The organism is Pseudomonas triticifolii, assembly GCF_014358015.1.
GTDB classification, from domain to species: domain Bacteria; phylum Pseudomonadota; class Gammaproteobacteria; order Pseudomonadales; family Pseudomonadaceae; genus Aquipseudomonas; species Aquipseudomonas triticifolii.
In genome coordinates this window covers 129,343-149,534 of sequence record NZ_JACONV010000011.1, presented here as the reverse complement: position 1 = coordinate 149,534, position 20,192 = coordinate 129,343, and the positions used below count along the sequence as shown (strand labels likewise).

The following is a 20,192-nucleotide window of genomic DNA, read 5'->3' as shown; positions in this document are numbered from 1 at the left end:
CTACATCCAGTAGAGGTGTTGCGTCTGGGGGCGCAGCTTTCGCGAGCAAGCTCGCTCCCAGGCAGTGCTGCATTCAGCCAGCGAGACGTGTGCACATTATTGCGTGCACAGCGCCCGCCCGGACGTCACTCAGGATTCGCCACAGGCGCCGGTGCCGGTGGTGGACGCAGGCCGACTTCGGCGCTCAGTCGCAACTCCTTGCCGTTACGCATCACATCGATGGCAATCTTGTCCTTGGGTTTGGTGCGCGCCACCTGGTTCATCGAACGCCGGCCATCGCCCGCCGGTTCGCCATTGATGCTCAGAATCACGTCGCCCAGTTGCAATCCGGCTTTCTGCGCCGGACCGTCGCGGAAGATACCGGCGACCACGATGCCCGGACGATCTTTCAGACCGAACGACTCTGCCAGTTCCTGAGTCAAGGGCTGAACTTCGATGCCCAGCCAGCCACGAATCACCTGACCGTGCTCGATGATCGATTTCATGACATCCATCGCCAGCTTGGTCGGAATCGCGAAACCGATGCCCTGCGAGCCGCCCGACTTGGAAAAGATCGCTGTATTGATGCCTGTCAGGTTGCCGCTGGCATCCACCAGCGCGCCGCCCGAGTTGCCGGGGTTGATGGCCGCGTCGGTCTGGATGAAGTCTTCGTAGGTGTTGAGGCCCAACTGGTTACGGCCTGTGGCACTGATGATGCCCATGGTCACTGTCTGGCCAACCCCGAACGGGTTGCCGATAGCCAGCGCCACATCGCCGATGCGGATGCCGTCGGAGCGGGCGATGGTGATCGCCGGCAGATTTTTCAGATCGATCTTCAGCACTGCGAGGTCGGTTTCAGGGTCGTTGCCGATGACCCTGGCGATGGTCTCGCGGCCGTCCTTGAGCGCTACCACTATCTGGTCTGCACCCGTGGTGACGTGGTTATTGGTCAGGATGTAGCCTTCCGGACTCATGAGCACGCCGGACCCAAGGCTGGACTCCATGCGTTTCTGCTTGGGCGCGTTGTCACCGAAGAAGCGCCGAAACTGCGGATCCTCGAACAGCGGATTGGCGCCCTTGTTCACCATCTTGGTGGTATAGAGGTTGACCACCGCAGGTGCTGCGGCACTGACCGCATCGGCATACGAGGACGGGCCTTGCATGATATTGGTGGTCTGCGGGGCCTGTTGCAGATTGACATCCAGGCTTGGCAGCCCCACCCATTGCGGATAACGCTGAATGATCAGCATGGCGATAAGCACGCCGGCCAGCAGTGGCCAGCCGAAAAAGCGCAGTGCTTTGAGCATTGAACAAGTCCTGATGGTTTCGGCGCAGAAAGTTTTGCCGCGTGTGCGCCATAATGGCGGGCATTATACGAGCACAAGGCCGCTCTGAACTGCATATTTAGGAGTCTTTTATGGCTGTTGCCCTGAGCACCCTGGTCGAAGAAGCCGACCGCTACCTGAACAGCGCCCGTATTCAGGATTATTGCCCCAACGGCCTGCAGGTCGAGGGTCGGCCGCAAGTGATGCGGATCGTCAGCGGCGTGACGGCCAGCCAGGCCCTGCTCGACGCTGCTGTCGAGGCACAGGCGGATCTGATCCTGGTCCATCACGGTTATTTCTGGAAGGGCGAAAACCCCTGTGTCGTCGGCATGAAGCAGCGCCGCCTGAAAACGTTGCTCAAGCATGACATCAGCCTGCTGGCCTATCACCTGCCGCTGGACGTGCACCCCGATGTGGGCAACAACGTGCAGTTGGCGCGGCAACTGGACATCACGGTTGAAGGTCCAATCGATCCGGAAAACCCGAAAGTGGTCGGGCTGGTCGGTTCCCTGTCCGAGCCCATGACCCCGCGTGATTTTGCCCGCCGTGTACAGGAAGCGCTGGGCCGGGAACCGCTGTTGATCGAAGGCAGCCAGATGATTCGTCGTGTCGGCTGGTGCACGGGCGGTGGACAGGGCTATATCGACCAGGCTGTGCGTGAAGGCGTCGATCTTTTTCTGAGCGGCGAGGCGTCGGAGCAGACCTTTCACAGTGCACGGGAAAACGACATCAGCTTCATTGCTGCTGGCCATCACGCCACCGAGCGTTACGGCGTCCAGGCGCTGGGCGATTACCTGGCCCGTCGCTTCGCACTCGAGCACATCTTCATTGACTGCCCGAATCCGATCTGAGCGATCAAACGGCGGGGCATATGCATAGATCGTTTCGATCTAGTTGCTTCGCTGATTAGCGATATCACGCATGATAAAGTGCGCGGCTCGAATACGGCCCGCAGGCCGCCCCGGGTTTTCCCGGTCCATAACGTAAGTAATCCGTGAGAAACCATGGTTGATAAACTGACGCATCTGAAACAGCTGGAGGCGGAAAGCATCCACATCATCCGCGAGGTCGCCGCCGAGTTCGATAACCCGGTGATGCTGTACTCGATCGGCAAGGATTCGGCCGTGATGCTGCACCTGGCGCGCAAGGCCTTCTTTCCGGGCAAGCTGCCGTTTCCGGTCATGCACGTCGATACCCGCTGGAAATTCCAGGAGATGTATCGCTTCCGCGACCAGATGGTCGAGGAAATGGGTCTGGACCTGATCACCCACATCAACCCTGACGGGGTGGCGCAGGGCATCAATCCATTTACCCACGGCAGTGCCAAGCACACCGACATCATGAAGACCGAGGGCCTCAAGCAGGCGCTGGACAAGCATGGTTTCGATGCCGCTTTTGGCGGCGCGCGCCGCGACGAAGAAAAGTCCCGGGCCAAGGAACGCGTGTATTCCTTCCGCGACAGCAAGCACCGCTGGGATCCCAAGAACCAGCGTCCCGAGCTGTGGAACGTGTACAACGGCAACGTCAACAAGGGTGAGTCGATTCGTGTGTTCCCGCTGTCGAACTGGACCGAGCTGGACATCTGGCAGTACATCTACCTTGAAGGTATCCCGATTGTGCCGCTGTACTTCGCGGCCGAGCGTGACGTGATCGAGAAGAACGGCACGTTGATCATGATCGACGACGATCGCATCCTTGAGCACCTCACCGACGAGGAAAAGGCCCGCATCGTCAAGAAGAAGGTGCGTTTCCGCACACTCGGCTGCTACCCGTTGACCGGCGCCGTCGAGTCCGAAGCCACCAGCCTGACTGACATCATTCAGGAAATGCTGCTGACGCGAACTTCCGAGCGCCAGGGCCGGGTCATCGACCACGATGGCGCAGGCTCGATGGAAGAAAAGAAACGTCAGGGTTATTTCTAAGGGGGTGTCACATGTCGCATCAATCTGATTTGATCAGTGAGGACATCCTCGCTTATCTGGGCCAGCACGAACGTAAGGAAATGCTGCGCTTTCTCACCTGTGGCAACGTCGACGACGGCAAGAGCACGCTGATCGGTCGCCTGCTGCACGATTCCAAGATGATCTATGAAGATCACCTGGAAGCCATTACGCGTGATTCCAAAAAGTCCGGCACCACAGGTGATGACGTCGACCTGGCGCTGCTGGTGGACGGCCTGCAGGCCGAGCGCGAGCAGGGCATCACCATCGATGTCGCCTATCGCTATTTCTCGACGGCCAAACGCAAGTTCATCATCGCCGACACGCCGGGCCACGAGCAGTACACCCGCAACATGGCCACTGGCGCGTCGACCTGCGACCTGGCGATCATCCTGGTGGACGCACGTTACGGCGTTCAGACCCAGACCCGTCGCCACAGCTACATCGCGTCTCTGCTGGGCATCAAACACATCGTGGTCGCCATCAACAAGATGGACCTCAACGGCTTCGATGAGAACGTGTTCGAGTCGATCAAGGCCGATTACCTGAAGTTCGCCGAGGGTATCGCCTTCAAGCCGACCACCATGGCCTTTGTGCCCATGTCGGCGCTCAAGGGCGACAACGTGGTCAACCGCAGCGAGCGTTCGCCGTGGTACATCGGCCAGTCGCTGATGGAAATTCTCGAAACCGTCGAAATCGCCAGTGATCGCAACTACACCGACCTGCGTTTCCCGGTGCAGTACGTTAACCGCCCGAACCTCAATTTCCGAGGGTTTGCAGGCACTTTGGCCAGCGGCATTGTGCACAAGGGCGATGAAGTCGTCGTGCTGCCGTCGGGCAAGAGCAGTCGCGTGAAGTCCATCGTCACCTTTGAAGGTGAGCTGGAACAGGCCGGTCCTGGTCAGGCTGTCACGTTGACCATGGAAGACGAGATCGACATCTCCCGTGGCGACCTGCTGGTGCATGCCGACAACGTTCCGCAGGTCAGCGACGCGTTCGACGCGATGCTGGTCTGGATGGCCGAAGAACCGATGCTGCCAGGCAAGAAATACGACATCAAACGCGCGACCAGCTACGTGCCGGGCTCGATTGCCAGCATCACGCATCGCGTGGATGTGAACACGCTGGTCGAAGGTCCTGCCAGTTCGCTGCAGTTGAACGAGATCGGCCGCGTCAAGATCAGCCTGGACGCGCCTATCGCGCTGGACGGTTACGACAGCAACCGCACCACGGGCGCGTTCATCGTCATTGATCGTTTGACCAATGGCACCGTGGCGGCAGGCATGATCATCGCCAAACCGGTCAATGCTGGCGGTGCGACGCATCATGGCGAACTGGCTCACGTGACCACTCAGGAGCGTGCACAGCGCTTCGGTCAGCAGCCGGCAACCGTGTTGTTCAGCGGCCTGTCGGGCGCAGGCAAGAGCACCCTGGCCTACGCGGTCGAGCGCAAGCTGTTCGACATGGGGCGTGCCGTGTATGTACTTGACGGTCAAAACCTGCGTCATGACCTGAACAAAGGTCTGCCGCAGAACCGCGCGGGTCGTACCGAGAACTGGAGCCGTGCCGCTCACGTGGCGCGTCAGTTCAACGAAGCCGGCCTGCTGACCCTGGCTGCTTTCGTGGCACCGGATGCCGAAGGGCGCGAGCGCGTGAAAGCGCTGATCGGCAAAGAGCGTCTGGTCACCGTGTACGTTCAGGCATCGCCTGAAGTATGCCGTGAGCGCGACCCTCAAGGCCTTTACGCTGCCGATGGCGACAACATCCCGGGCGAGTCCTTCCCGTACGATGTTCCGCTGGATGCCGACCTGGTGATCGACACCCAGAGCCTGACGGTGGATGAAGGCGTGAAGCTGGTGCTGGACGTGTTGCGCAGCCGCGGCGCGATCTGAGTCTGAGCCTGCTACAGAAAACCCGCCGATGATGGCGGGTTTTTTGTTTCAGGCGCTGCAGTCGATAGGCGCCTGCTGACGCCTTTGTGAGCAGGCGCCGGTCAGCTCGCTGAAAGCAGCAACCATAAAAAATCCCGCCGCTGAATCACTCAGGGGCGGGATTTGGGTGTCACTGACGGCGTATTACTTCTTCAAGCCGTAATGCTCGTCCAGCATGCCTGGCGTATTAGGCGATTTGGGCGCGTAATCCTTCGGGGTTTCGGTGTCGCGTGGCGGTGTCAGGCGGTCGCGAGGTGCCTGGTTGGCCTCCGGGTGCAGGGCAGCCAGCAGACGTTGGCGGGTCAGTTCGTCAAGGGCCAGGCGGTTGGCGCCCTCGGCGAGATGTTCCTGTACATCGTTATAGCTTTGCGAAAGCTTTTGTACCAGGTTAGCCGTGCTGTTGAAGTGAGTGACCACCTCGTTCTGATAGGTATCGAAACGCTCCTGAATATCATCCAGCTGGCGCTGGGTGCTGTTCGGAACGGTGTTGGGCAGCAGACGTGCGACCAGGAAACCAATGACGACACCGGCAACCAGGGCGAGAGTCGGCAACAACCAAACTAAGAGCGAGTGTTCCACGAGTCCTTCCTCTATAAACGGCTTTGCTTTACGTTAACGGCTCGAACCTGCGCTGTATACCCGCGACGCGTCGTTGATATGCCAGCCACAGACAATCAGCTAGACGAGTCGACCCATTTCAAGGTCACGGAGTTCTTTTTTGCTCATGCGCGAAACCCCGTTATTCATCGATGGTCCAGAGGGCCAGCTCGAAGCACTGTATCAGGACGTACCCAATGCCAGAGGCGTCGCACTGATTTGCCATCCTAACCCGATCCAGGGCGGAACGATGCTCAATAAAGTCGTCTCCACGTTGCAGCGTACCGCACGGGACGAAGGTTTGATCACGTTACGCTTCAACTATCGTGGCGTGGGGGCTAGTGCGGGCACCTCAGTGGCAGGGCCTGGCGAGATCGACGATGCGCAAGCCGCTGCCAGGTGGTTGCGTGAAAAACACCCTGATCTGCCCATGACCCTGTTCGGTTTTTCCTTCGGCGGTTACGTTGCAGCCAATCTGGGCGGCCGCCTGGAGGCGCAAGGCGAAACGCTCACGCATCTGTTTCTGGTGGCCGTCGCCGCTGCGCGCCTGCAGGACCACAGTGTGCTGCCCCAGAACTGCCCGCTGACGGTGATTCAGCCGGAAACCGATGAAGTCATCGACCCGCAAACCGTCTACGCCTGGTCGGCTGCGCTGCAGCGTCCCCATGAGCTGCTGAAAGTGGCAGAATGCGGACACTTTTTTCACGGCAAGCTGACCGATCTCAAAGAATTGATCCTGCCGCGCCTCTCCAATTGATTGCAGCCCATAGATAAGCGACCTGCCATGACCACTCGTATCCTGACCGGTATCACGACCACCGGCACCCCCCATCTGGGCAACTACGCGGGCGCGATTCGCCCGGCTATCGTCGCCAGCCGTCAGAGCGACTTCGATTCGTTCTATTTTCTGGCCGATTACCACGCGCTGATTAAGTGCGATGACCCGCTGCGCATTCAGCGCTCGCGTCTGGAAATCGCAGCGACCTGGCTGGCTGCGGGTCTGGACGTTGATCGGGTGACCTTCTATCGCCAGTCGGACATCCCGGAAATTCCCGAGCTGACCTGGCTGCTGACCTGCGTAGCGGCCAAGGGCCTGCTCAATCGCGCGCACGCCTACAAGGCGTCGGTGGACAAGAACGTGGAGAGCGGTGAAGACCCGGACTCGGGCATCACCATGGGCCTGTACAGCTACCCGGTGCTGATGGCCGCTGACATCCTCATGTTCAACGCGCACCAAGTGCCCGTGGGGCGCGACCAGATTCAGCACGTCGAAATGGCCCGTGATATCGGCCAGCGCTTCAATCACCTGTTCGGCAAGGGCAAGGAGTTCTTTGTCATGCCCGAAGCGCTGATCGAGGAGAGCGTGGCGACGCTGCCAGGCCTGGACGGTCGCAAGATGTCCAAGAGCTACGACAACACCATCCCCTTGTTCAGCAGCGCCAAGGAGATGAAGGACGCGATTTCGCGCATCGTCACCGACTCGCGTGCGCCGGGCGAGGCCAAGGATCCAGACAACTCCCACCTGTTTACGCTGTATCAGGCGTTCTCCACGCCTGAGCAATGCGCCGGGTTCCGCGCCGAGCTGCTGGACGGCCTGGGCTGGGGCGAGGCGAAGAATCGTCTGTTCACTTTGCTGGACGCCGAACTGGCCCAGAAGCGTGAAACGTACCTGAGTCTGATCGAGCGCCCGGCCGATCTGGAAGACATCCTGCTAACGGGTGCCGAGAAAGCCCGGCGCGTTGCCACGCCGTTCCTGGGCGAACTGCGTGAGGCCGTTGGCCTGCGCTCGTTCCGCACCGTGGTACAGGGTGCCGATACCGGCAAGAAGAAAGCCGCCAAGGGCGCACGCTTCGTAAGCTTCCGTGAAGACGACGGCAGTTTCCGTTTCCGTCTGCTGGCGGCTGATGGTGAGCAACTGCTGTTGTCGCGCCATTTTGCCGATGGCAAGGCGGCAGGCGTGGCCAGCAAGCAGTTGCAGCAGGGCGGCGAACTCGATCTGCGCACCGAAGCGGATCGCTTCACGCTCTGGCTGGACGATGCCTGTGTGGCCGACAGCCCGGTGTTCGCCGATGCGGCTGCACGTGACACTGCCATCCAGGCGCTCAAGTCGGCACTCGCTCCTCAACAGGACTGATTGCCATTCCCCGGGGTCGTCGTTACAGTGACGACCCGTTTTTGTTGCCCTGCTAACGAATATGACGCCCCTAGAACGATATCAAGCTGATCTGAAGCGCCCGGACTTTTTCCATGATGCCGCGCAGGAAAATGCTGTGCGTCATTTGCAGCGCCTGTACGACGACCTGATCGCCTCCCATGACAGCAAGCCCGGCCTGTTCGGCAAGCTGTTTGGCAAGAAAGAGCCGACCCTGGTCAAAGGTCTGTATTTCTGGGGCGGAGTAGGGCGCGGCAAAACCTATCTGGTCGATACATTCTTCGACGCCCTGCCGTTCAAGGACAAGGTGCGCACGCACTTTCACCGCTTCATGAAGCGTGTGCACGAGGAAATGAAAACCCTCAAGGGCGAGAAGAACCCTCTGACCATCATCGCCAAGCGCTTTTCCGATGAGGCGCGGGTCATTTGTTTCGACGAATTCTTCGTGTCCGACATCACTGACGCCATGATTCTCGGCACCCTGATGGAAGAGCTGTTCAAGAACGGCGTGACTCTGGTTGCCACGTCGAACATCGTTCCGGACGGGCTCTACAAGGATGGGTTGCAGCGTGCTCGCTTTCTGCCAGCCATTGCGCTGATCAAGCAGAACACTGACATCGTCAACGTCGACAGCGGCGTCGATTACCGTTTGCGTCATCTGGAGCAAGCTGAGCTGTTCCACTTCCCGCTTAATGAAGCGGCACAGGAGAGCATGCGCAAGAGCTTCAAAGCGCTGACGCCGGAATGCGCAGAGACCCTCGAAAACGATGTGCTGGTGATCGAAAATCGCGAGATTCGCGCCTTGCGCACCTGTGATGACGTGGCGTGGTTCGACTTCCGCGAGCTGTGCGACGGCCCGCGCAGCCAGAACGACTACATCGAGCTGGGCAAGATTTTCCACGCCGTATTGCTCAGCGGTGTCGAGCAGATGGACGTCTCAAAGGACGATATCGCCCGCCGTTTCATCAACATGGTCGATGAGTTCTACGACCGCAACGTCAAGCTGATCATCTCGGCAGAAGTCGAACTGAAGGACTTGTACACCGGCGGCCGACTGATGTTCGAGTTCCAGCGCACCTTGAGCCGCTTGCTGGAAATGCAGTCCCACGAGTTCCTGTCGCGGGCACACAAACCTTGACGGTTTGATAGCCAGATACGGAAAGGCCTGCATTGCAGGCCTTTTTCGTTTTTGTGGGGTGGATGCTTGAATCGGATCAGGCTGCCTGCTGAAACTGCTGGCGGTACTGGTTGGGTGACAGCTCGGTGTGCTGGCGGAACAGGCGGGCGAAGAAGCTGGCGTCGTCATAGCCGACTTCGTAACTGATGGTCTTGATGCTTTTTCGCGAGCCGGACAGCAGGCCCTTGGCGGTTTCGATGCGCAGCCGTTGCAGGTAATGCAACGGCTTGTCACCGGTGGCAGTCTGGAAGCGGCGCATGAAGTTGCGAATGCTCATGCCGTGTTCGCGGGCGACATCTTCGAAGCGGAATTTTTCCGCGAAGTGTTCCTCCAGCCAATGCTGGATCTGCAGGATGATCACGTCCTGATGCAGCTTCTGACCGCCGAAGCCAATCCGTCCTGGCGAATAGGTGCGCCGTACTTCATAAAGAATATCGCGGGCCACCGCCTGCGCGACGTTGGACCCGCAGAAACGCTCGATCAGATAGATGTACAGATCACAGGCCGACGTGGTGCCGCCTGCGCAATACAGGTTGTCGGCGTCGGTCAGGTGTTTTTCCTGATTGAGCAGCACGTTCGGATAGCGTTCGGCGAACTGAGTGAAGAAGCGCCAGTAGGTAGTCGCTTCCTTGCCGTCGAGCAGCCCGGCCTCAGCCAGCCAGAACACGCCCGTGGCTTCTGCGCACAGAACCGCACCTTGAGCATGCTGCTCGCGCAGCCATGGCAGCACTTGCGGATAGCGTTGGCAGAGCGCGTCGAAATCATCCCAGAAAGCCGGAATCACGATGATATCGCTCTGGCACAGCTCGCCGTCTACCGGCAGCGTGACGTCGCTGAAGCTACCAACGGGCAGGCCGTCCGGGCTGACCAGGCGGATCTCGAAAGCAGGCACCAGGCCGTGACCGAGTTGCCTGCTGTACCTGAGGCTGGCCAGGTGGAAAAAATCCTTGGCCTGCATCAGTGTCGAGGCAAACACTTTGTCGGTGGCCAGAATGCTGACGCGCCGCAGAGGGGCGGAGTGTTGGGTTGGCATAATCTTTATTCTTATATGGGTAAATGGTCAATCCACGGCTGGATCGTCTTATTTTTTCCCGGGCCTGTCCAGTCGCCTCGCGACAGTCGAAAGGGTGGATGCTGTGAGAGGGTGCGATTCCAGTCGGCAAATATCCTTCATCGCGACGGTCCGGGGCAATAAACAGAACGTGAACGAAAAATCCGGTTGAGGTTATTTTTCGAGCCTGTATAATCCGCCAGCTCTTTGCAGTGGAAGTGATGCGCCGTCTGCCGAAGAATCTTGCCGTATAACGGACGCGCTGACCCGAGCCCCCGATAGCGTCTGTTTCCGGCTGCCTTTGACTTGTCAAAGTACGCACTATTCAGTAAGATCCGCCGTCTAATTTTCAGGGCGGCCCCTGAGGCTATAAAGAATGAAAACTTTTACTGCTAAACCGGAAACAGTTAAGCGCGACTGGTTCGTCGTCGACGCTGCTGGTCAGACCCTGGGTCGTCTGGCCACCGAAATCGCGAGCCGTCTGCGTGGCAAGCACAAGCCGGAGTACACTCCGCACGTTGACACCGGCGACTACATCGTCGTGATCAATGCCGAGCAGATCCGCGTGACCGGTGCCAAGACTACCGACAAGATCTACTACTCACACTCCGGTTTTCCGGGCGGGATCAAGTCGATCAACTTCGAAAAGCTGATCGACAAAGCTCCTGAGCGCGTGATCGAGACCGCGGTCAAAGGCATGCTGCCTAAGAACCCGCTGGGTCGCGACATGTATCGTAAGCTGAAAGTTTATGCGGGCGCTGTACACCCTCATACTGCTCAGCAGCCCCAAGAACTGAAGTTTTAACGGAATAGTTCATTATGTCGGCGACTCAAAATTACGGCACTGGCCGTCGCAAGACCGCAACCGCACGCGTTTTCCTGCGTCCGGGTACTGGTAACATCTCGATCAACAACCGCACTCTGGACTCGTTCTTCGGTCGCGAAACTGCCCGCATGGTAGTTCGTCAGCCGCTGGAACTGACCGAGACCGTTGAAAAGTTCGACATCTACGTCACTGTTATCGGTGGCGGTGTAAGTGGTCAGGCTGGCGCAATCCGCCACGGTATCACTCGCGCTCTGATGCAGTACGACGAAACCCTGCGTGGCGCACTGCGCAAAGCAGGCTTCGTAACTCGCGATGCTCGTGAAGTTGAACGTAAGAAAGTCGGTCTGCGTAAAGCGCGTAAGCGTCCGCAGTACTCGAAGCGTTAATTCGCTCTTCGTTCAAAAAGAACGCCCACCTCGTTTATCGAGCTGGGCGTTTTTTTATGGTCCGGTTTATCGCGGCTCATTTTCATGGAGGTCGTGGGGCGGGCTGTAACGCTTGATTCACAGTTTTCGACTGCTTTTGAGGCGGTCGTGGCGAAGAGGGTTTTTGCCCGTCCTCGTCAGCGCTCAGAGCAGCTAAATTGTTATCGGGTAGACGCCTGCGACCGACAGGCTGTGTCGCCGATGGGAGGTGTCGAATGAGCAATGACGGCGTGAACGATGGCCGGCGTCGCTTTCTCGTGGCTGCCACGTCCGTGTTGGGTGCGGCCGGCGCAGTGGGGGCCGCTATTCCGTTTGTCGGCTCATGGTCTCCGAGCGCCAAGGCTCGTGCGGCAGGTGCGCCGGTCAAGGTCAACATCGGCAAGATAGAGCCGGGACAGCAGATGGTTGCCGAGTGGCGTGGACAACCGGTATTCATCCTCAGGCGTACGCCTGAAATCCTCGACAACCTTGGCAAGCTGACCGGGCAGTTGTCCGATCCCCAATCCAGGGCGTCGGTTCAGCCCGCTTACGTGGACCCTTCAGTGCGCTCGATCAGGCCGGATATCGTGTTGCTGGTCGGTATCTGTACTCACTTGGGCTGCTCGCCGACCTTCCGTCCTGAAGTGGCGCCTGTCGACCTTGGCAAGGACTGGCTGGGCGGCTATTTCTGTCCTTGTCACGGCTCTCATTACGATCTGGCAGGGCGGGTGTATAAGTCGCAGCCCGCCCCGCTGAATCTGCCTGTACCCCCTTATTCCTATGAGTCGGACACGGTCATCGTCATTGGTGTCGATCAGGAGGGCGTGTAATGGGCAGGCTGGTGGACTGGATTGATGCACGTTTCCCCGCCACGAGAATGTGGGAAGAGCATCTGAGCAAGTATTACGTCCCGCGCAACCTCAATTTTTTCTACTTCTTCGGCTCGCTGGCCTTGCTGGTGCTGGTCAATCAGATTCTGACCGGCATCTGGCTGACCATGAGCTATACGCCCACGGCCGAAGGAGCCTTCGCGTCGATTGAATACATCATGCGCGATGTCGAGTACGGTGCCATCCTGCGCCTGCTGCACTCGACGGGCGCCTCGGCGTTTTTCATCGTCGTCTACCTGCACATGTTTCGCGGATTGCTCTACGGGTCTTATCAGAAGCCCCGTGAGCTGGTCTGGATATTCGGCATGCTGATTTACCTGTGCCTGATGGCAGAAGCTTTCATGGGCTATCTGTTGCCCTGGGGGCAGATGTCTTATTGGGGGGCGCAGGTGATCATCTCGCTGTTCGGGGCAATTCCTGTCATTGGCGAGGATCTGGCCCAGTGGATTCGTGGGGATTATCTGGTCTCAGGCATCACCCTCAATCGGTTCTTTGCGCTGCATGTCGTGGCATTGCCCATCGTCATTCTGGGTCTGGTGGTGCTGCATATTCTCGCGCTGCATGAAGTGGGGTCGAACAACCCGGACGGCATCGACATCAAGAAGCACAAGGATGAGAGCGGCAAGCCGCTGGACGGCATCGCCTTTCATCCGTACTTCACCCTCAAGGACCTGGTGGGCGTGGTGGTGTTTCTGTTTGTGTTCTGTACGGTCGTATTCTTTTTTCCGGAAATGGGCGGGTACTTTCTGGAGAAGCAGAACTTCGAGCCGGCCAACGCCTTCAAGACCCCGGAGCACATTGCGCCGGTCTGGTATTTCACGCCTTTCTACGCAATCCTGCGCGCCGTTCCAGACAAGCTGATGGGCGTTATGGCCATGGGCTCGGCCATCGCCGTCCTGTTCGTGCTGCCGTGGCTGGATCGCAGTCCGGTCAGATCCATGCGCTACAAGGGCTGGATCAGCCGGGTGGCGCTGATCCTGTTCTGTGTGTCATTCGTGACCCTCGGTTATCTCGGTGTTCAGCCGCCTACGCCGGGGCGCACGCTGGTGGCACAGGTCTGCGCCTGCCTGTACTTCGCCTACTTCCTGTTGATGCCTTTTTATACCCGGCTTGAACGTACGCGGCCGGTTCCGGAGCGGGTGACGGGGTAATGAAAAGACTCCTGGCTGTATTGATCTTTGTCGCGCTGCCCGCGTTTGTGTTCGGGGCATCAAGCAGCGTGTCGCTCGAGAGTGTCGACATTGACGTGTCCGACAAAGCGGCGTTACAGGATGGCGCGCGCACGTTCGTCAATTACTGCATGGGCTGTCACAGCGCCAAGTATCAGCGCTATGAGCGCGTTGCCGATGACCTGGGCATTCCCCATGAAGTGATGCTTGAAAAGCTGGTGTTCACAGGCGCAAAGATCGGTGATCACATGCGGACGGGCATGCAGCCAGCGGATGCCAAAGCCTGGTTCGGTGCGGTACCGCCCGATCTCACGCTGGTGGCGCGGGTGCGTGGGGCTGATTGGCTTTATGGCTATCTGCGCTCGTTCTATGAGGATCCGGCGCGGCCCTGGGGGGTTAACAACAAGGTTTTTCCTGACGTCGCGATGCCGAATGTGCTGGTCTCGCTGCAGGGGCGTCAGGTGATGGGGTGCAAGCAGGTGCAGCGCGAGGTCGAGGGTAAGAAACAATACGACCCGCTGAGTGGTGCGCCGCTGACCCATGAGGCCTGTGATCAGCTGACCATCGTGCCCCATTCAGGAAGCCTGACACCCGCTCGGTTCGATGAGAAAATCAGGAATCTGGTGACGTTTCTGGATTATTCGGCCAACCCGGACAAGTTGCGGCATCAGCGCATCGGCACCTACGTGTTGCTCTACCTGGTCGTGCTGTTGATCTTCGTTTACTTGCTCAAGCGTGAGTACTGGAAGGACATTCGTTGAGCGTTTGCCACGCCCGCTTTACACAAATGCCCCTTTGCCGTCGCAATGGCGCTTAAATAAGCGGCGAATAGCCTGGCAGGGCAAGATTACAGAAATTAGTAGGCGTAAATGAGCTATCGTGTCGCCCGCGATGAGCACCTGTCACGTTGTATGCGTTATCGCAGCCACTTGAGGTGTGTTCTTTCATCTGTCCGATAAATTTAACAAGCGAGGAGGATCACCATGGGCGTGACCAACCGGTTGGCCTGTTACTCCGACCCCGCCGACCACTATTCTCATCGTGTGCGTATCGTGCTCGCCGAGAAGGGTGTCAGCGCTGAAATCATTGATGTTGTGGCCGGTCGTCAGCCGCCCCAACTGATTGAAGTGAATCCGTACGGCAGTGTGCCGACGCTGGTTGATCGCGACCTGGCGTTGTACGAGTCGACGGTAGTGATGGAGTATCTGGACGAGCGCTATCCGCATCCGCCCCTGCTCCCCGTGTACCCGGTGGCCCGTGCCAACAGTCGGCTGCTGATCCACCGGATCCAGCGTGACTGGTGCGCTCTGGTTGATTTGATTCTGGATACGCGCAGCAAGGAGCAGGCTCGTGTGCAGGCGCGCAAGGAATTGCGGGAAAGCCTGACAGGGGTTTCCCCCTTGTTTGCCGACAAAGCTTTTTTTCTGAGTGACGAGCAAAGTCTCGTCGATTGCTGTCTACTGCCCATACTCTGGCGTTTGCCGATCATGGGTATTGAATTGCCACGGCCTGCCAAGCCGTTGCTTGATTATATGGAGCGTCAATTTGCACGCGAGGCTTTTCAGGCAAGTCTGTCTGATGCCGAGCGTGAAATGCGCTAAGGCTTAAGGAGCCGTTGATGAACTCCAGTCGCCCTTATCTGGTTCGTGCTCTTTATGAGTGGATCGTTGATAACGATTGCACCCCGCATATGCTGGTCAATGCGGAATTCCCATCCGTGCAGGTCCCTCAGGGTTTTGCTAACGATGGGCAGATTGTCCTGAATGTTTCGCCCAGTGCAGTGCGTCATCTGCATATGGATAACGAAGCCGTCAGCTTTGAAGGCCGCTTCGGTGGTGTGCCGCACACGCTTTACGTTCCTGTCGCCGCCATCCTGGGTATTTATGCCCGCGAGAACGGTCAGGGGATGGTTTTCGATCTGGAGCCTTCAATGGAGGAAGAAGACGATATCGAACTGGACGATGGCGATGATTCGCCGCCGGACAGCGAGCCGCCTCGCCCGACGGGCAGGCCGAGCCTTAAAGTCGTGAAATAAAAAAAGGCGATCCGCAAGGATCGCCTTTTTCATGTCTGCGATCGGGCTGTCAGTCGATGTACTCGAACAGCTTGACGATCTTCTGAACGCCGGACACGCCTTGCACCAGGTTGGTGGCGCGATTGGCTTCGTCCTGAGTCACCAGACCCAGCAGGAACACGATGCCGTTCTCGGTCACGACCTTGATGCGCGAACCGGGAATGGATGCGTCGGCAATCATCTGGCTTTTGATCTTGGTGGTCAGCCAGGCGTCATTGTTGCGCGCCAGCAGCGAGGAAGGTGCCATGACCTGCAGCTCGTTGTTGACCTTCTTGACGCGCTGTACGGAGCTTGCAGCCTGTTCGGCCATGGCCTTGAGGTCTGCGCGCGGGGTCTGGCCAGCCAGCAGAACGATGCCGTTGAAGCTGGTGACAACGATGTGTGAACCTTCGGCAAGGTCAGGGCTGGCCTTGGAGATATTCACGGCTGCCTTGGTTTCGATCAGTGAGTCATCGATCTTGCTGCCAAAAGTGCGTGTGCCGCGATCGTCCTCGATCGGCTTTTCGCGAGCGGCGGTGATAACCGAGCTGCATCCGGTGATGCTCAGGCACAGTGTCAGAACCAGTAGGCTAAGACGATTAGGGGTCATTCTTCACTCCCGAACAGTTGGCTGTCGATCAGATCACAAAGGCAATGGATCGCCAGCAGATGGACTTCTTGTATGCGTGCCGTGACGTTGGCCGGTACGCGAATCTCCACGTCTTCCGGCAAGAGCAGCGAGGCCATTCCGCCACCGTCGCGTCCCGTCAATGCTACGACAATCATTTCGCGATCATGTGCGGCCTGGATGGCCTGAATAATGTTCGCCGAGTTGCCGCTGGTGGAAATCGCCAGCAATACGTCCCCAGGTTGACCCAATGCGCGGATCTGTTTGGAGAAGATCTCGTTGTAGCTGTAATCGTTGGCAATGGAGGTGATGGTCGAGCTGTCGGTGGTCAGCGCGATCGCCGGCAGACTTGGCCGCTCGCGCTCGAACCGGTTGAGCAATTCGGATGAGAAATGCTGGGCATCGCCCGCTGATCCGCCGTTGCCGCAGGCGAGCATCTTGCCCTCGTTAAGCAGGGCGTTGACCATGACCTGACTGGCTTGCTCGATAAAGGGTGCAAGGACTTCCATCGCCTGTTGCTTGGTATCGATGCTGGCTTGAAACAGCCGGCGAATTCGGGATTGCATGTCCATCAATGTGACCTTAATTAGAGCGTACGGCGGCTACCCCCGGCATGCCGGTGTGCAGCCCGCAAAGCAATAGCGAAATCGGTAGTGGTGGTGGCTTCGTGCCGGTCATGACTGCGCTGCGGCTTGTCAGCTGTCGAAAGCGTTCCTGATCCAGTTCAAGGGAGCTGATGCGCCTGATACTCCTTCAACCGCGACCACGTCGAAACGACAGGGATAGCGGGCCCAGTCTGACTCTTGTTGCAGGAAAAACTGTGCAGCGGTGACGAGCTTTGCCTGTTTACGAAAATCCACGCTTTCAACCGCGCCACCCCAGCCGGAATGACGTCGGTAGCGAACTTCGACGAATACTACTGTATCGCCGTCGAGCATGACTAGATCAAGCTCGCCACGTTTGCATAACCAGTTTTGTGCGATCAGGTGCAAACCCTGTTGTTGCAAATGCTGCAGGGCGTAGGCTTCTGCCTCGCGCCCTGCTTGTTGCCGGGTGTTGCGTGATATCAAGGTGCGGTGTCCGGCAGGCGCTGGATCTTGCCGTCAACGAACTCGGCCCATGGCAACTGACGCTCCACGCGACGGCCAGGTGTCATGCTCAGGCTGCCCGACAGGCCATCAATGCGGCTGTCCGGCAGCGTCTTGAGCTGGCCAAGACGTGGTGCCAGGCGATAGGCGTCGATGCCCATGGCGTACAGGCGACCCAGGCTGCCGGAGGCTTGCGGCCACTGAGCGGTCACTTGCTGGCGCAGTGGGTCGTTGGCGTTGAGCAACCAAGGTGTCTCGCAGAAGCGCACACCGTTCAGGTCCATGTACTGGGCATGGTCGTTGCTGTTGGTAAACAGGTGAGAGGTGGCGTAGACAGGAACGTCACCAGCGTACTGGAACACCATGGTCGGCTTGATCTGCTGGGCCTGCTGCGGCGTGGCGGCAAGGAACATGAAGTCGATGTCCTGGCGGCGGCTTGGTTGTGCGGCAACCTGGGTGCCTACGGTGCTTTGCAGGCGCTGGGCGCGGCCTTCGCTTTTGCGCAACTGGAACAGATCGGCGACCTGTTGGGCCAGTTCGACAGGCTGGTCAACGTGTTCGGCTGCGATCAGTGTGCCGCCCTTGGCTTGCCAGCTCTTGCGGAAAGCATCCAGCACGCGGTCGCCCCATTCGCCCTTGGGCACCATGGCAACGGCACTGCGCTTACCATCGGCCCAGGCGCGACGTGCAACTTCACGTGCTTCGTCTTCTGCGGCCAGACCGAACTGAAACAGTTGAGGAGGCCCTTCGTTACCAGCATCGCTGTAGTTGAGCGCCAGTGTAGTGATAGGAAGATGCTCGCGACTGTTCAATTGCTTGACCAGATTCTTTTCCAGTGGACCTACGACCAGCTGGACGCCAGCTGCCTGTGCCTGACGATAGAACTCGTCCATCGAGGTCAGACGCGAGCTGTCGAATACCTGGATGGCCGGAGGGTTCTGGCCAGCCTGCTGAGCCTGGTAATGGGCGGCCATGAAGCCTTCACGCAACGCTTTCGCGACGGCCGCCAGTTGGCCATCCTGAGGCAGCAGCAGCGCGATTTTGGTCAGCGGTTCGCTGGTCAGGGCGCGCAGTTGGGCGAGGGTGGTCGGCAGTTGCAGTGCGGCAGGGTGTTGGGGATTCTGTGCTTTCCAGGTGTCTATGGCTGCCTGTTGCTGTTCCAGCGTGCCTGCACCCTTGACCGAGCGGGCCAGGCTCAACCAGCCAGCCATGTCGCCGGTTGCATTGGCTTGCAGCTGTTCGGCCGGCAGGGACGACACCAGTTTCCAGATAGCATCGTTATTGGCGCTGGCGTCAGCGCCTTGCAGCAGCGGGCCTGCAAAGACGCGCTCGCTGGCGGCAGGCAGGATCTGACCGTCGGCTTCCAGTGCGCGCGCCTTGACCATATGAGTGCGAACCTGCTGCTCGACCGACAGCTCACCCAGGCGTTGTATGCTTGGGTGGTTGAGTGCCGTCAAGGCAGCCTTGGGCTGGTTGCGGCCCATGGCCAGTTCGGCGGACAGCGTGCTGGCGAACACCTGCAGGCCTGGTTTGAGCTGATCCAGCTGTACCTGACCAAGAATCTGCGCGGCGCGCCCTGCATCATTCTGGCGGTTGGCCAGATCGGCAGCGCTCAGGCGCAGGGTTGCGGCCTGTTCCGGGGTCTTGGCAGCCGACGCCTGTTCAAGCAGTTGCTCGATACTGGCATCCGGGGTGCGAGGAAGCTCGCCAAGACTGGACGAGGGCGAGCTGGCGCAGGCTGCAAGAAGTGCAGCGAGGCAGAGGGCAGAGAACAGCCGCAGGCAGGCGATCATTGATGTGTTCCTGATACTCGAGCGAATTAACGGCGAATTGTACCCAAGCACTGGCCGGGGCGCGACTTCGAAGGTGTGATATTGCGTGTGACCGCGTCTTCTATCCTGCAATCCACTGGACTGCGGCAGGCGACGGTATACAGCGCTGAAGAAAAATCATGCGTCCTTATTCCTTTTTTATGGACTTCCCTGATGCACAAACCGCTGATCAGGGTCGTTGCCTGTACAATGCGTTTTTCCCGACACCCTGCTTGTTAAACATGAGGTCTGCGCTTTGACTGTCCCGGTTGCTTCGAATTCCACCCCTGGCTCGCTTTATGTGGTGGCTACCCCTATCGGCAATCTGGATGACATGAGCGTGCGGGCGCTGAAGGTTCTGCGCGAGGTTGCGTTGATTGCGGCCGAGGATACGCGACACTCGTCGCGTCTGATGCAACACTTCGGCATATCGACGCCGCTGGCCGCATGCCATGAGCATAACGAGCGGGATGAGGGTAGCCGGTTTATCACCCGGTTGCTGGCCGGCGATGATGTCGCGCTGATTTCTGATGCGGGCACGCCGCTGATTTCCGATCCTGGCTACCACCTGGTGCGTCAGGCGCGCGCAGCCGGCGTGCCGGTGGTGCCCGTGCCGGGTGCATGCGCCTTGATCGCAGCGCTGTCGGCGGCGGGTCTTCCTTCTGACCGGTTCATATTCGAAGGTTTTCTGCCTGCCAAGGCGGTCGGGCGCAGAGCCCGGCTCGAAGCCGTCAAGGAAGAGCCTCGTACGCTGATTTTCTACGAGGCGCCACATCGTATTCTTGAGTGCCTGCAGGACATGGAATTGGTGTTCGGCGCCGAGCGTCCTGCCTTGCTGGCGCGTGAAATAACCAAAACATTCGAAACCCTTAAGGGTCTGCCATTGGCAGAGCTGCGAGCCTTCGTCGAGTCCGACAGTAATCAGCAACGCGGTGAATGCGTGGTGTTGGTAGCAGGCTGGACGCCGCCCGAGGATGAGGATGTGATTGGCGCAGACGCACGCAGGATTCTGGATCTGCTGCTTGAGGAAATGCCGCTCAAGCGCGCTGCCGCACTGGCAGCAGAGATAACCGGGGTGCGCAAGAATCTGCTGTATCAGGTCGCGCTGGACAAGCAGAAAGAGTAGTCGAGCACCCATTTTCAGAGGCTCACACAAGCCTTACAGGCTTTT

Annotated in this window: 21 protein-coding genes; 14 read left to right on the top strand and 7 right to left on the bottom strand. The window is 58.8% G+C overall.

Annotated elements, in window-relative coordinates; translation table 11 throughout:
• Window positions 1-125 precede the first annotated feature (125 nt).
• Window positions 126-1,286: a Do family serine endopeptidase AlgW gene (gene algW, locus H8S56_RS15985; RefSeq protein ID WP_024687158.1), complete on the bottom strand. Its 1,161-nt coding sequence runs from the start codon at window positions 1,284-1,286 to the stop codon at window positions 126-128.
• Between the two features lie 110 nt (window positions 1,287-1,396).
• Between algW and H8S56_RS15980 the strand changes: the two genes are divergently transcribed.
• The 3 genes from H8S56_RS15980 to cysN all read left to right on the top strand — a co-directional run bounded on the left by H8S56_RS15980 (window position 1,397) and on the right by cysN (window position 5,136).
• A complete protein-coding gene (locus H8S56_RS15980; protein WP_187519161.1) occupies window positions 1,397-2,155 on the top strand; it encodes a Nif3-like dinuclear metal center hexameric protein in 759 nt (252 codons plus the stop codon).
• Between the two features lie 153 nt (window positions 2,156-2,308).
• Window positions 2,309-3,226, top strand: coding sequence for a sulfate adenylyltransferase subunit CysD (gene cysD, locus H8S56_RS15975; protein WP_024687156.1), 918 nt, complete (start codon window positions 2,309-2,311; stop codon window positions 3,224-3,226).
• Between the two features lie 11 nt (window positions 3,227-3,237).
• Window positions 3,238-5,136 carry a sulfate adenylyltransferase subunit CysN gene (gene cysN, locus H8S56_RS15970; RefSeq protein WP_187519160.1) on the top strand — a complete coding sequence of 633 codons (1,899 nt, stop codon included), beginning with the start codon at window positions 3,238-3,240 and terminating at the stop codon, window positions 5,134-5,136.
• 183 nt (window positions 5,137-5,319) lie between these two features.
• Here the strand turns inward: cysN and H8S56_RS15965 are convergent, their stop codons facing one another.
• Window positions 5,320-5,754 (bottom strand): YhcB family protein, encoded by a 435-nt coding sequence (locus tag H8S56_RS15965; RefSeq protein WP_024687154.1) that lies wholly within the window; start codon window positions 5,752-5,754, stop codon window positions 5,320-5,322.
• Between the two features lie 145 nt (window positions 5,755-5,899).
• Between H8S56_RS15965 and H8S56_RS15960 the strand changes: the two genes are divergently transcribed.
• From H8S56_RS15960 to zapE, 3 genes are all read left to right on the top strand, one after another.
• Entirely contained in the window at window positions 5,900-6,529 is a 630-nt protein-coding gene (locus H8S56_RS15960) for an alpha/beta hydrolase (RefSeq protein WP_024695258.1), read from the top strand.
• Window positions 6,530-6,556: 27 nt separating this feature from the next.
• Window positions 6,557-7,906: a tryptophan--tRNA ligase gene (locus H8S56_RS15955; RefSeq protein WP_187519159.1), complete on the top strand. Its 1,350-nt coding sequence runs from the start codon at window positions 6,557-6,559 to the stop codon at window positions 7,904-7,906.
• Between the two features lie 61 nt (window positions 7,907-7,967).
• On the top strand, window positions 7,968-9,062 hold the full coding sequence (zapE, locus tag H8S56_RS15950; RefSeq protein ID WP_024687151.1) for a cell division protein ZapE: 1,095 nt from the start codon (window positions 7,968-7,970) through the stop codon (window positions 9,060-9,062).
• Between the two features lie 76 nt (window positions 9,063-9,138).
• On the opposite strand, the gene H8S56_RS15945 is transcribed toward zapE, so the two are convergent.
• Window positions 9,139-10,035: a GlxA family transcriptional regulator gene (locus tag H8S56_RS15945; protein ID WP_187519166.1), complete on the bottom strand. Its 897-nt coding sequence runs from the start codon at window positions 10,033-10,035 to the stop codon at window positions 9,139-9,141.
• Window positions 10,036-10,528: 493 nt separating this feature from the next.
• Between H8S56_RS15945 and rplM the strand changes: the two genes are divergently transcribed.
• The 7 genes from rplM (at window position 10,529) to H8S56_RS15910 (ending at window position 15,476) form a co-directional block, all read left to right on the top strand.
• The gene (gene rplM, locus H8S56_RS15940) at window positions 10,529-10,957 is read left to right on the top strand and encodes a 50S ribosomal protein L13 (protein ID WP_004881525.1); all 429 of its coding nucleotides are present in this window, start codon (window positions 10,529-10,531) and stop codon (window positions 10,955-10,957) included.
• Window positions 10,958-10,971: 14 nt separating this feature from the next.
• Window positions 10,972-11,364 carry a 30S ribosomal protein S9 gene (gene rpsI / locus H8S56_RS15935; protein WP_024687149.1) on the top strand — a complete coding sequence of 131 codons (393 nt, stop codon included), beginning with the start codon at window positions 10,972-10,974 and terminating at the stop codon, window positions 11,362-11,364.
• Window positions 11,365-11,618: 254 nt separating this feature from the next.
• A complete protein-coding gene (gene petA, locus H8S56_RS15930) occupies window positions 11,619-12,212 on the top strand; it encodes a ubiquinol-cytochrome c reductase iron-sulfur subunit (protein ID WP_024687148.1) in 594 nt (197 codons plus the stop codon).
• On the top strand, window positions 12,212-13,423 hold the full coding sequence (locus H8S56_RS15925; protein WP_024687147.1) for a cytochrome b: 1,212 nt from the start codon (window positions 12,212-12,214) through the stop codon (window positions 13,421-13,423). Before petA ends, H8S56_RS15925 begins: the two co-directional genes overlap by 1 nt.
• Window positions 13,423-14,202 carry a cytochrome c1 gene (locus H8S56_RS15920; protein ID WP_187519158.1) on the top strand — a complete coding sequence of 260 codons (780 nt, stop codon included), beginning with the start codon at window positions 13,423-13,425 and terminating at the stop codon, window positions 14,200-14,202. Before H8S56_RS15925 ends, H8S56_RS15920 begins: the two co-directional genes overlap by 1 nt.
• Before the next feature lie 222 nt (window positions 14,203-14,424).
• Window positions 14,425-15,042: a glutathione S-transferase N-terminal domain-containing protein gene (locus tag H8S56_RS15915; RefSeq protein ID WP_024687145.1), complete on the top strand. Its 618-nt coding sequence runs from the start codon at window positions 14,425-14,427 to the stop codon at window positions 15,040-15,042.
• Window positions 15,043-15,059: 17 nt separating this feature from the next.
• Window positions 15,060-15,476: a ClpXP protease specificity-enhancing factor gene (locus H8S56_RS15910; protein ID WP_024695254.1), complete on the top strand. Its 417-nt coding sequence runs from the start codon at window positions 15,060-15,062 to the stop codon at window positions 15,474-15,476.
• Between the two features lie 49 nt (window positions 15,477-15,525).
• Here the strand turns inward: H8S56_RS15910 and H8S56_RS15905 are convergent, their stop codons facing one another.
• The 4 genes from H8S56_RS15905 to H8S56_RS15890 all read right to left on the bottom strand — a co-directional run bounded on the left by H8S56_RS15905 (window position 15,526) and on the right by H8S56_RS15890 (window position 19,003).
• Window positions 15,526-16,104: a BON domain-containing protein gene (locus tag H8S56_RS15905; RefSeq protein WP_024687143.1), complete on the bottom strand. Its 579-nt coding sequence runs from the start codon at window positions 16,102-16,104 to the stop codon at window positions 15,526-15,528.
• Window positions 16,101-16,694 carry a phosphoheptose isomerase gene (locus H8S56_RS15900; protein ID WP_024687142.1) on the bottom strand — a complete coding sequence of 198 codons (594 nt, stop codon included), beginning with the start codon at window positions 16,692-16,694 and terminating at the stop codon, window positions 16,101-16,103. The genes H8S56_RS15905 and H8S56_RS15900 overlap by 4 nt, the downstream gene beginning before the upstream one ends.
• 123 nt (window positions 16,695-16,817) lie before the next feature.
• The gene (locus H8S56_RS15895) at window positions 16,818-17,192 is read right to left on the bottom strand and encodes a YraN family protein (RefSeq protein ID WP_187519157.1); all 375 of its coding nucleotides are present in this window, start codon (window positions 17,190-17,192) and stop codon (window positions 16,818-16,820) included.
• Window positions 17,189-19,003 carry a penicillin-binding protein activator gene (locus tag H8S56_RS15890; RefSeq protein ID WP_187519156.1) on the bottom strand — a complete coding sequence of 605 codons (1,815 nt, stop codon included), beginning with the start codon at window positions 19,001-19,003 and terminating at the stop codon, window positions 17,189-17,191. The genes H8S56_RS15895 and H8S56_RS15890 overlap by 4 nt, the downstream gene beginning before the upstream one ends.
• A 274-nt stretch (window positions 19,004-19,277) precedes the next feature.
• On the opposite strand from H8S56_RS15890, the gene rsmI reads away from it, so the two are divergent.
• Window positions 19,278-20,147 carry a 16S rRNA (cytidine(1402)-2'-O)-methyltransferase gene (gene rsmI / locus H8S56_RS15885; RefSeq protein ID WP_024695253.1) on the top strand — a complete coding sequence of 290 codons (870 nt, stop codon included), beginning with the start codon at window positions 19,278-19,280 and terminating at the stop codon, window positions 20,145-20,147.
• Window positions 20,148-20,192: the final 45 nt, after the last annotated feature.